Source organism: Dictyoglomus sp. (assembly GCA_025060475.1).
Classification (GTDB): Bacteria; Dictyoglomota; Dictyoglomia; order Dictyoglomales; family Dictyoglomaceae; genus NZ13-RE01.
Genome location: JANXBZ010000004.1, coordinates 59,213 through 69,899, shown reverse-complemented (window position 1 = coordinate 69,899; position 10,687 = coordinate 59,213). Strand labels below are relative to the sequence as shown.

11 protein-coding genes and 1 pseudogene are annotated in these 10,687 nt (G+C 32.9%); 1 reads left to right on the top strand and 11 read right to left on the bottom strand.

Features of this window, described 5'->3' with window-relative positions; all coding sequences use genetic code 11:
* The first annotated feature begins 27 nt into the window (after positions 1-27).
* Positions 28-423, top strand: a complete 396-nt coding sequence (locus NZ841_03085; GenBank protein ID MCS7201741.1) for a DUF86 domain-containing protein — start codon at positions 28-30, stop codon at positions 421-423.
* Between the two features lie 7 nt (positions 424-430).
* Here the strand turns inward: NZ841_03085 and dnaJ are convergent, their stop codons facing one another.
* The 11 genes and pseudogenes from dnaJ to NZ841_03030 form a co-directional block, all read right to left on the bottom strand.
* Entirely contained in the window at positions 431-1,588 is a 1,158-nt protein-coding gene (gene dnaJ, locus NZ841_03080; GenBank protein MCS7201740.1) for a molecular chaperone DnaJ, read from the bottom strand.
* A gap of 1 nt (position 1,589) precedes the next feature.
* Positions 1,590-3,407: a molecular chaperone DnaK gene (gene dnaK / locus NZ841_03075; GenBank protein ID MCS7201739.1), complete on the bottom strand. Its 1,818-nt coding sequence runs from the start codon at positions 3,405-3,407 to the stop codon at positions 1,590-1,592.
* Positions 3,385-3,933: a nucleotide exchange factor GrpE gene (locus NZ841_03070; GenBank protein ID MCS7201738.1), complete on the bottom strand. Its 549-nt coding sequence runs from the start codon at positions 3,931-3,933 to the stop codon at positions 3,385-3,387. Before NZ841_03070 ends, dnaK begins: the two co-directional genes overlap by 23 nt.
* Positions 3,934-4,063: 130 nt before the next feature.
* A pseudogene (locus tag NZ841_03065) lies at positions 4,064-4,216 on the bottom strand (gamma-glutamyl-gamma-aminobutyrate hydrolase family protein).
* 60 nt (positions 4,217-4,276) lie between these two features.
* Positions 4,277-4,399 (bottom strand): hypothetical protein, encoded by a 123-nt coding sequence (locus NZ841_03060; GenBank protein ID MCS7201737.1) that lies wholly within the window; start codon positions 4,397-4,399, stop codon positions 4,277-4,279.
* Positions 4,399-5,244 (bottom strand): carboxylating nicotinate-nucleotide diphosphorylase, encoded by an 846-nt coding sequence (nadC, locus tag NZ841_03055; GenBank protein ID MCS7201736.1) that lies wholly within the window; start codon positions 5,242-5,244, stop codon positions 4,399-4,401. The genes NZ841_03060 and nadC overlap by 1 nt, the downstream gene beginning before the upstream one ends.
* Positions 5,207-6,784 carry an L-aspartate oxidase gene (gene nadB, locus NZ841_03050; GenBank protein MCS7201735.1) on the bottom strand — a complete coding sequence of 526 codons (1,578 nt, stop codon included), beginning with the start codon at positions 6,782-6,784 and terminating at the stop codon, positions 5,207-5,209. The genes nadC and nadB overlap by 38 nt, the downstream gene beginning before the upstream one ends.
* Positions 6,781-7,677, bottom strand: a complete 897-nt coding sequence (gene nadA, locus NZ841_03045; protein ID MCS7201734.1) for a quinolinate synthase NadA — start codon at positions 7,675-7,677, stop codon at positions 6,781-6,783. Before nadA ends, nadB begins: the two co-directional genes overlap by 4 nt.
* Positions 7,678-7,707: 30 nt before the next feature.
* Positions 7,708-8,430: a glutamine amidotransferase gene (locus NZ841_03040; GenBank protein MCS7201733.1), complete on the bottom strand. Its 723-nt coding sequence runs from the start codon at positions 8,428-8,430 to the stop codon at positions 7,708-7,710.
* Positions 8,420-9,745, bottom strand: coding sequence for a MurT ligase domain-containing protein (locus tag NZ841_03035; protein MCS7201732.1), 1,326 nt, complete (start codon positions 9,743-9,745; stop codon positions 8,420-8,422). Before NZ841_03035 ends, NZ841_03040 begins: the two co-directional genes overlap by 11 nt.
* On the bottom strand, positions 9,742-10,605 hold the full coding sequence (locus NZ841_03030) for a DMT family transporter (protein MCS7201731.1): 864 nt from the start codon (positions 10,603-10,605) through the stop codon (positions 9,742-9,744). The genes NZ841_03035 and NZ841_03030 overlap by 4 nt, the downstream gene beginning before the upstream one ends.
* Between the last annotated feature and the right edge of the window lie 82 nt (positions 10,606-10,687).

Here is a 10,687-nt window from a genome sequence, read left to right as displayed (position 1 = left end):
CAAAGGATAAGAGAGATTGAAAAGGATATTAATAGGCTTTTAAAGTTTAAGAAAATCCCCCTGGAAGAGTTTGAAAAAGACGATAATTTTGCTATTGCAGAGCATTATCTAAGGAGAGCTTTAGAAGCAGTTTTTGATATAGGAAATCATATTTTATCAAGAATACCTGGAATAAGAATATCAACTTATAAGGATATAGCTCTTGCCCTTGCAAAAGAAAATATTATCCCTGAGGATTTTGCAAAGGAAAAACTTGTAAAAATGGCAGGATATAGGAATAGATTAATCCATTTTTATTCAGAGGTATCATTAGAAGAACTTTATAATATTATCCAAAATAATTTAGGAGATTTTGAAGAATTTTTGAAGTATATAAAAGAGCTATTAGAAAATCCTGAAAAATTTGGATTCACAATTATTTAATTTCTTCCTATCCTTTCTTAAAGGTTTTCTTTATCTCCTCAAAAAATCCTTTGTTATTTTCAACATTAAATCCTCTTAATTTTGCAAGCTCAAGAAGAAGTTCTCTTTCTCTTTGGGTCAGATTTTGAGGGACCGAGATTAAAATTCTTACCTTTTGATCTCCTCTTCTTTTTCCTTCTAAATATGGAACTCCTTTTCCTTTTAATGTTATTATCTCGTCACTTTGAGTTCCTGGCTTTATAAACACCTTTTCCTTTCCTTCTATGGTAGGTATCTCTACCTCTCCTCCAAGGATTGCAGTGAGGAAATCAATAGGGAAATCTAAGTATAGATCCTGTCCTTCTCTTTTAAAGTATTTATGGGGCTGAATATGGATATAAATATATAGATCTCCATTGGGACCACCATTTTCTCCTGGTTCTCCTTCCCTTGCAAGTCTTATTACATGTCCTTCATCTACCCCTTGAGGGATTTTCACCTCAATTCTTCTTCTTGCTTTTACTTTACCTGTCCCATGGCAGGAAGGACAAGGATTAGTTATAATTTTTCCTGTCCCATGACATTTAGGACAAGTGGTTATCTGAACAAATTGTCCAAAGGGTGTTCTTCTTGTATCTCTTATCTGTCCTGTTCCTCTACACATATCACAATTTATTGGAGATGTTCCAGGAGCAATACCCGATCCTTTACAGGTTCCACAAACCTCTGTTCTAGTTACAAAAATTTCCTTTGTTGTACCAAAGACTACATCTTCTAAGGTAACAGTTAAATCGTATCTTAGATCCGCACCTTTCCTAGGAGTAGCTCTTTGTCTTTCCCTTCTTCCAAAAAGATCAGAAAAGATACTATCTCCAAAAAAGTCCTCAAAAATATCTTCAAAAGTTCTTCCAAAGTCGAAACCACCACCCTGCCAGTTTCTTTGAAAATCTTCATATCCTGCAAAGTCTCCTACATGACCAAACTGGTCATATTGAGCTCTTTTCTGGGGATCAGAAAGTACCTCATATGCTTCATTAATTTCTTTAAATTTTTCATGGGCGGAGGGATCCTTATTTAAGTCAGGGTGATACTGTCTTACCAGTTTTCTATAGGCTTGTTTTATTTCATCCTGGGTGGCGTTTCTTGGCACACCCAGGATTTCATAATAATCTTTCTTGGTAGGCATTTTAGTTCACCTTGTATTCTCCGTCTATAGTCTTTCCGCCTGGATTTTCAGAGGATCCTTGACCTGGATTTGTAGATGTTCCTGCACTCTGATACATTACTTGTCCTATTTCTCCTAATGCTTGAGTTAGTTCTTCCATTCCCTTTCGTACATTTTCTACATTTATTCTTTCTGGTTTGATTAACTCTTCTAAATTCTTTATTTTATCTTCTACTTTTTGAACCAAATCTTTACTTACCTTATCTCCATAATCTTTTATGGTTTTTCTTGCGGTGTAAATAAGATGCTCCGCCTGATTCTTTGTTTCGATCTCTTCTCTTCTCTTTTTATCTTCTTCCTCAAATCTCTTTGCTTCTTCAGTCATTCTTTTAATCTCTGCCTCGGAAAGTCTTATGGCATTAGATATTGTTATTCTTTGCTCTTTTCCTGTAGCTTTATCCTTTGCAGAAACATGCACGATCCCGTTCACATCTATATCAAAGGTAACCTCAATCTGAGGTACTCCCCTTGGTGCTGGAGGAATTCCATCAAGAATAAATCTTCCAAGAGTAATATTATCCTTTGCTAAAGCTCTTTCTCCTTGTAATACGTGAATTTCCACACTGGTTTGGTAATCTGTAGCAGTTGTGAAGATTTGGCTCTTTGATACAGGGATGGGAGTATTTCTTTCAATAATCTTTGTAAATACTCCACCAAGGGTTTCAATTCCAAGGGAAAGAGGAGTTACATCGACAAGAACAATATCTCTTATTTCTCCACCAATTACTCCTGCTTGTATTGCTGCACCAAGAGCTACTGCCTCATCAGGATTCACATTCCTTTGAGGTTCCTTTCCAAAATGCTTCTTGATCCATTCTTGTATGCAGGGCATTCTTGTTGCTCCACCCACAAGGATAATTTTATCTATCTGGGATGGAGAAAGTCCCGCATCGGACAATGCCCTTTCTGTTGGCTCCTTTGTTTTTTCAACAAGATCATAGGTTAGCTCTTCAAATTTTGCTCTCGTTAATGTATAGGAAAGATGTAATGGGGTATTTCCCTTCATGGCTATAAAGGGAAGATTGATCTCTGTAGACAATTTAGAAGATAATTCTATCTTTGCTTTTTCTGCTGCCTCGAATAGCCTTTGTAAAGCAGTTCTATCTTCTTTTAGATTAATTCCATGCTCTTCTAAGAATATTTCTACAAGATAGTTTACAATTCTTTCATCAAAGTCATCACCACCAAGCCTGTTATTTCCAGAGGTTGCTATAACCTCAAATACTCCATCTCCAATTTCTAAGATGGATACATCAAAGGTACCACCACCAAGGTCAAAAACTAAAATCTTTTGATGTCCTTCCTTATCAAGACCATAGGCAAGAGCAGCAGCTGTAGGCTCATTTATTATTCTTACCACTTCTAATCCTGCGATGGCTCCTGCATCCTTTGTAGCCTGTCTTTGGGCATCAGAGAAATATGCAGGAACAGTAATTACTGCCTTCTCAATTTTTTCTCCTAAGTATGCTTCCGCATCATTTTTTAACTTTCTTAAGATCATTGCGGAAATCTCTTGAGGAGTATATTCCTTATTATCTATTTTTACTTTGTAATTTGTTCCCATATGTCTCTTAATAGATCTTATAGTTCTTTCCGCATTAACTATTGCCTGTCTCTTTGCAGGCTCTCCTACAAGAAGCTGTCCATCCTTTGTAAAAGCAACCACTGATGGAGTTAGTCTACTTCCCTCTGCATTGGGTATTATTACAGGTCTTCCTCCCTCAAGATATGCAATAAGGGAATTTGTTGTTCCGAGATCAATTCCTACAATCTTTGCCATTATTCTCTACCTCCTTTCTTTCTATTTTTTTAGATACAATCACCTTAGCAGGTCTTAAAATTTTATTCTTAAAGAAATATCCAGGAGAAATCTCTCTTACTACTAAGTTTTCCTCACCATCTTCAATTTCTTCCAGCCCCACTGCCTCATGTAAGGCTGGATCAAAAGGTTTTCCTATTGTTTCCATCTTTACCACCCCCTCATTCTGAAGGAGGTTTTCAAATTGTTTATAAATCATATTAACCCCTTCTATAATAGCATCTTTTTTCCTTGAATGTTTCATAGTTTCCAAAGCCAAGGAAAAATTATCCATAATATTCACAATTTCTCTTAATAAACGAGCATTGGCAATTTCTTGCCATTCTTCTTTTTCTTTTCTTAACCTTTGTCGAAAATTTTCAAACTCAGCCTGAAGCCTTATATATTTTATTTCCCAGTCATCTACTAAGGTTTCAGGTTTTGCTTCTTCCCTTTTAAGTTCAACCTCTTTTGTTTCTTCCTTTTCCAAGATTTCTTTTTCTTCCATAATTCCACCTCATTTTCCAAATTTTAGCACTCTCACCCTGAGAGTGCTAAACCATATATAGTTTATACTTTATATCAAAGTTGTCAAGAGAGATTAAAAAGTGAGATATGATTCTTCGCAATTTAATCTTTCAGGGATAATTTTCGTGCTCTATACCTTCTATAATTTCAAGTCCATTATCTATAAATTTTGCAGATACTTTTAGATTTTTGCCAAGCCTTTTTATTGCTTGATGATGGTTACTATTTACCATTATTTCCTCTTTTCCTAAGATTTTATAAAGATTAGTATCCTTTAAAGGTCTCCTTTATCAGATTAAATTCCCATTGGTCCCTTTTCTTATTTATCTAAAGTTTATTTCTTCCTCTGGTGAAAGCACTATATAGGGAATATCAAGTTTCTCTAAAGCTTTTTTATAATTAAGATTTCCTTCGGGCCAGCTTAATGCAATTTTTCTTTTTCCCATTATTCAACCTTAATAACTTCTAGACTAAGGTCCAAACTTTTTACAGAATGGGTTAATTTACCCATGGAGATAAAGTTTATCCCTAATGGGGCAATATTTTTAATATCCTCTGGTTTTATATTTCCCGATACCTCAATTAATGCTCTTCCCTTAATTATTTCTACTGCTTTTTTAATAGTCTCTATATCCATATTATCTAACATGATAATGTCTACTTTATTTTCTAAGGCTTCTTCAACCTGCTCCAAGTTTTCTGTCTCTACCTCTATCTTATAAAAGGGGGAAACTCTTTCTCTTACCCTTTTTATGGCTTCCGTTATACTTCCTGCAATTTTTATATGATTATCCTTTATTAAAACCATATCATATAAAGCAAATCTATGATTTTCTCCTCCCCCTATTTTTACTGCATATTTTTCTAATATTCTAAGAAGAGGTGTAGTTTTTCTTGTATCTAAGATTTTGACACCATAAGGTTTTGCTATGGAAACACAATAATTAGTAAAGGTGGCTATTCCTGATAATCTTTGAAGAAAATTTAAGGCGGTTCTTTCTCCAGTAAGAATTGCTTTTGCCTTTCCATAAATTTCTACAATGATTTTATTCTCTTCTATTCTTTCTCCTTCTAAAACTTTTGGGGAAAAATTTATTGATGGATCTAAATATTTAAAAACTTCTTCTGCAATAGGAATTCCTGCAATAATACCTTCTTCTTTTCCAATGATTAAAGCTTTTGCATAAAGATTATTAGGGACAATACTTTCTGTTGTTATATCACCAAATCCTATATCCTCTTCTAAGGCTTCTTCAACGATTTTTCTTAAAAGATGGTGGGGAATTGACATCACGATATATCACCTCTTTATCCTTTTCTAAAACTATATGTTTTCTCCATGTGTCCCTCATAGTAGGAAAGTCTACTCTAAAATGAGCTCCTCTACTTTCTTCTCTTAAAAGGGCAGATTTAGCCATCAAATAACCTACAGTGGTCATATTTTTTAATTCTAAAAATTCTCTATCGGGATAGAAAAAGTCAACTTCCTCTATCCATTTTTCTAATGTTCTTAAGGCAAATTCTAACTTTTTTCCTTCCCTTAAAATCCCTACATTCTCCCACATTAATTTTTTGAGTTCCAATTTATTAAAGGAAGGTTTTTTCTCCTGTATTTCTAGTTTTAATTTTAAAGGATCAAGAGACGGAGAAGAATTATCGTTAAGAATACCTAAGATACATCTTTTTCCAAAGACTAATCCTTCTAAAAGGGAATTGCTAGCTAATCTATTAGCTCCGTGAAGACCTGTACAGGCTATCTCTCCACAGGCATATAGATTTTTTATGCTTGTTCTTCCCAATTCATCGGTCTCTATTCCTCCCATAAAGTAATGGGCTACAGGTTCCACAGGTACAGGTTCCTTTAAAATATCAAATCCATATTCTTTACATATCTTTAAAATATTAGGAAATCTTTTTTTAATTTTTCTTTCTCCAATGGGTCTAAAATCCAAATATATATCCCTTTCTGTCTCTAACATCTCTAAGTATATAGCTCTAGTTACTATGTCCCTTCCTGCCAATTCTCCTTGGGGATGATAATTTAACATGAACCTTTCACCATAATAATTCCTTAGGATTCCTCCCTCACCTCTTACTGCCTCGGAAATTAAAAATCTTTGAGGAAGATCTATCTTTAATGCGGTGGGATGAAATTGAAAAAATTCCATGTCCATTAATCTTGCTCCTGCTCTATAGGCAATTGCTAAACCATCTCCTGTAATTGTTTTAGGATTTGTTGTATAAAGATAAACTTGTCCTGCTCCTCCTGTTGCAAGAATGGTATATTTACTATAAATTACCTCTAACTCTCCTTTTTCATTCAGAAAAATACCTCCAACTATTTTTTCTTCTTCTTTTATTAGATCCACAAGGAAATAATTTTCAAAAATGGATATATTTTTTTTATTTTTGATTATTGAAATTAGAGTTTTTGCTATTTCAAGACCTGTGGAATCTCCATGGGCATGAAGGATTCTTCTTCTACTATGTCCTGCTTCTCGTGTAAATTCAAGTCCATTACTTCGATCAAAGTTTACTCCAATTTCAATTAAATCCTTTATTCTTTCTATTCCTTCTTCAACAACTATCTTTACTATATTTTCCTCATTAAAATCTGCTCCTACTTTTAGAGTATCTTCGAAATGGAGTAGGGGAGAGTCATCTTTATTTAGGGCAACAGCAATTCCCCCTTGAGCATAATAGGTGCTACTTTCTTCTAATCTCTCCTTTGTAAAAAGAGCAACTTTATAATTCTCAGGAGAATAAAAAGCAGATGCAAGACCTGCAATTCCACTTCCTACTATGATAATATCAAAAAAATATTCCCTCATAAATTAAGCATATTCTCAATAGCCTTTAACGCTCTTGATCTTATAGGTTCTTTAACTTTTACTTCGGGCTCTAAATCCTCTAAAGCCCATAAAACCTTTTCCAAAGTAATTTTCTTCATGTTGGGACAAACGGAAAGATAAGATGCAGGATAAAATATCTTATCAGGGCATTCCTTTCTCAGTCTATGGAGAATTCCCATCTCTGTTCCTATTATATATTCCTTTCCCTCATCCTCTTTTACAAATCTTATAATCCCACTGGTGCTAGCAATTTTATCAGAAAGCTCTAGTACTTCTTTTCTACATTCGGGGTGAACTACTACTTTTGCATTGGGATGCTCCTTTTTTAGCCTTTCAATATCTTGGGGAAGAATTCTTTGGTGAGTAGGACAAAATCCATTCCATATGTACATCTTTTTCTTTGTATTTTTACTTACGTAATAACCTAGATTTCTATCGGGAATAAATATAATTTCCTCAGAAGGAACCTTTTCTACCACATTTATTGCATTAGCAGAAGTGCAACAATAATCGCTCTCTGCTTTAACTTCCGCGGATGTATTAATATATGCCACCACCAGTGCATTAGGAAATTCTTTTTTTAGTCTTCTTACATCTTCTGCAGTTATCATATTTGCTAGGGGACATCCCGCATTTAAATCAGGCAAAAGCACTTTCTTTTCTGGTGCTAAGATACTTGCAGTTTCTGCCATAAAATGGACTCCACAAAAAATAATAACTTTTTCTTCTACTTTCTTTGCGATACGGGAAAGTTCTAAAGAGTCTCCTACAAAGTCTGCAATATCTTGAATCTCAGGAAGCTGATAATTATGAGCTAATATGATAGCATTTCTCTCTTTTTTTAGTTTTTCAATTTTTTCTATAAGATCCATAGCTCACCTCATTCTTATAAATTATAGCATTCACTTTAGCTTTTTTATTATATTCCTATGGGCAAGAAATTCTTCTTTATCGGAAAGAGGCGGAAGAAAAACTTCTCTCTTGTATTTTCTTTCTAAGGCAGATTTTATTATAAAATCTGCAAGATGAGGATTTTTGGAAAGGATAGGACCATGAAGATAAGTACCTATACAGTTTTTATAAACAAGCCCTTCATATCCATCCTTTCCATTATTTCCATAACCCTTTATTACCCTTCCTAAGGGTTTGTAATTATGATAAGTTCTTCCTCCATGATTTTCAAAGCCTACTAAGGTTTTTGGGTCTATGGGAAGATCTGTCTCAATTAATATATTCCCAATTAGTCTTCCTCTTTCTGCTCGCGTATAAAATTTTAATATGGAAAGCCCTTCTATTTTTCTTCCCTGGGCATCTAAATAATATTCTCCTAAAAGTTGATATCCTCCACATACTGCAAGAAGAGGTACTCCATCTTCTATAAGATCTTTAATAATGTCCTTAAACTTGTAAAAGTGAGAATATAGGATCTCTTGTTCTCTATCTGAACCCCCTCCTAAAAAGATTATATCCGCTTCTTCTAAGTTCTCTTCTTTATCCTTTGTGAACTCCTTTATTTCTACAAATATCTTTCTCCATTTCGCTCTTCTTTCAATTATTATTATATTTCCTCTGTCTCCATATAAATTTAAAAGATCTGGATACATATAAAATAATTTAAGCTCCATTTTTAACCCTCAATAATAATTTTCGGCATTTAAAAAGGGCAGTATAGGTAGGAAGAATATAAACCTTATAGGGGAAAGAAAGAGAAAGGTTTATAGCTTTTCTTAAACTTTTAACCAATTTAATTTTCTCTAAGGGAATTTCTGCATATTTCAATCTTACAACTAAGTCTTCTCCTCTTTTTCCTGAACAATAAATTTCTCTTATACTCTCTTCCTCTTTTAATCTTTCAAAATCTACATCCCAAATCCAGGATACATCTCTTCCATCTGCAATATTATCATTTAAAATTAAAACCAAAATCTTTTCCGAGGGATCTGATTTTATAGTATCAAGAACTTGATTATATCCTGTAGGATTTTTAACAAGAATAAGAATTTTTTCCATACCTTTATATATAAATTTTTCAAATCTTCCTAAAAAGAAGGAAAAACTTGATATAGTTTCCTTAAGATATTCAGAAGAAAGTCCTAATATTCTTCCAACAGTATATCCTGCAAGAGCATTATAAAGATTGTAAATTCCTGGATATTTAAAAGATAAAGAAATTTCTTTCTTTTGTTCTATAATAGAGAAACTCCAAGAGTTAGTGATGTTAACTTTTTTAATATAAAATTCATATTCTGGATTTTTAAAACCACAGGAGCAAGAGTATTTTCCCAGTTGAGCATAGTTAAAATAATCATAATTAAGTTTTTCACCACATTTTGGACAATAGATACTTTCCTTTATATCAGAATCTTTACTTCCAACTTTTTCTTTTATTCCATAAAATATTTTTTCTAAAGGTAGATCTTGAAATCTTGCTACAAAGGGATCATCCCCATTCAATACCAGTTTTATTTCCCTTTTTCCCTCTAAAGCTTTAAAAATCCTATTTACTGTTATATCAATCTCTCCATATCTATCCAATTGATCCCTAAAAAAATTTGTAATTACAACAATATTAGGATTTAAATCTTCAAGGATTTTAGGAAAGATACCTTCGTCAATCTCAAAGGTTCCAAAATCAAAAGTTTTGGGATTTTTTATATAACATGTAGCAATTCCACTTTTTAAATTAGCACCTTCAAGATTTCCTAAAACTTTATATCCTTTATTTTTTAATAAAAAAAAGATAAGATTATTAGTTGTAGTTTTTCCATTAGTTCCCGTAACAAGGATAATATTTTTAATCCTTTTTGATATTTTTTTTATAAAACGAGGATCTATAATTAGAGCAATTTTCCCTGGTAATGTGGTAGCATCCTGAGAAAGAATTCTCATAATATAATAAACTATCCTTCCTAGAAAAAGAGCAAGAAAAAATCTTGTCATTGTCTTCTTTCCTCTATTCTTTCCTTTATAGAATTATACATTATGGCTAAGGTAATAATTATCATTCCTAATGCCTGATTTAAAGAGATAGATTCCTTTAAAAATATATATGCAAAAATTGTTGCAAACACATTTTCTCCCAGTATTATAAGAGCTACAGAGCTTGCAGGAAGAATTCTTAAGGCATAGTTAGCAGAAGAATGTCCAATAAGCTGAGGAATAAGAGCTAAAAGTAAGAAATAAATATAGTTCTTTAAGGAATAACCAAATAAAGGATAGGGAGCAAATAGGGATATAATGAATAGAAAGATAGCAGAAAAACTATAAACCGAGGATATATAACTTATCAAAGATATTTTATTAGATAATTTTTGACCTATATAAAGATAAACTGCTACGGAGAACCCTCCAATAATTGCAAAGATTTCTCCTAATCCCAATTTAAACTCTAAACTTTTGCTGGTAATAAGGAACATTCCAAGAAGGACAAAGAATAAGGAGAGAAAATAATAAAGGGGAGGCCTTTTTTTATCAAAGAGAATTGTAAACAAGATAATAAATAAAGGATTTGTATTTACAAGTACTACTGCGTTGGCCACAGAAGTTAAATATACCGATGAAATCCAGGTATAGAAATGAATGCCAAGGGAGATTCCAGAAATTATTAAGAAAGGTAATATATTTTTCTCTATTTTAATCTTTTTTCTGTATATAATTAACAAAATCAGAGAAGAGAAGATTAATCTATAAGTAGCAACAATTAAAGATGGAGCTTGAGCTAATCTTATAAATAATGAAGCTGTAGACATAGCAAGAATACCAATAAGTAGCAATATATATGCCCTTTCTTTTTCTCTCATTTATCTCTCCTACTATTTCCTTTGATTTTTATTAATTTATATTCCATAATATTATCAATAATACCAGATTTTTGGAAGGAGG

What these genes read in the sequence shown, in the direction of transcription:
- dnaK (MCS7201739.1), bottom strand. Translation starts at nt 3,407, where the DNA reads ATGGCAAAGATTGTAGGAATTGATCTCGGAACAACAAATTCCCTTATT.
- NZ841_03070 (MCS7201738.1), bottom strand. Translation starts at nt 3,933, where the DNA reads ATGGAAGAAAAAGAAATCTTGGAAAAGGAAGAAACAAAAGAGGTTGAA.
- NZ841_03030 (MCS7201731.1), bottom strand. Translation starts at nt 10,605, where the DNA reads ATGAGAGAAAAAGAAAGGGCATATATATTGCTACTTATTGGTATTCTT.
- NZ841_03060 (MCS7201737.1), bottom strand. Translation starts at nt 4,399, where the DNA reads ATGGGAAAAAGAAAAATTGCATTAAGCTGGCCCGAAGGAAATCTTAAT.
- nadC (MCS7201736.1), bottom strand. Translation starts at nt 5,244, where the DNA reads ATGTCAATTCCCCACCATCTTTTAAGAAAAATCGTTGAAGAAGCCTTA.
- NZ841_03035 (MCS7201732.1), bottom strand. Translation starts at nt 9,745, where the DNA reads ATGACAAGATTTTTTCTTGCTCTTTTTCTAGGAAGGATAGTTTATTAT.
- nadA (MCS7201734.1), bottom strand. Translation starts at nt 7,677, where the DNA reads ATGGATCTTATAGAAAAAATTGAAAAACTAAAAAAAGAGAGAAATGCT.
- NZ841_03040 (MCS7201733.1), bottom strand. Translation starts at nt 8,430, where the DNA reads ATGGAGCTTAAATTATTTTATATGTATCCAGATCTTTTAAATTTATAT.
- dnaJ (MCS7201740.1), bottom strand. Translation starts at nt 1,588, where the DNA reads ATGCCTACCAAGAAAGATTATTATGAAATCCTGGGTGTGCCAAGAAAC.
- nadB (MCS7201735.1), bottom strand. Translation starts at nt 6,784, where the DNA reads ATGAGGGAATATTTTTTTGATATTATCATAGTAGGAAGTGGAATTGCA.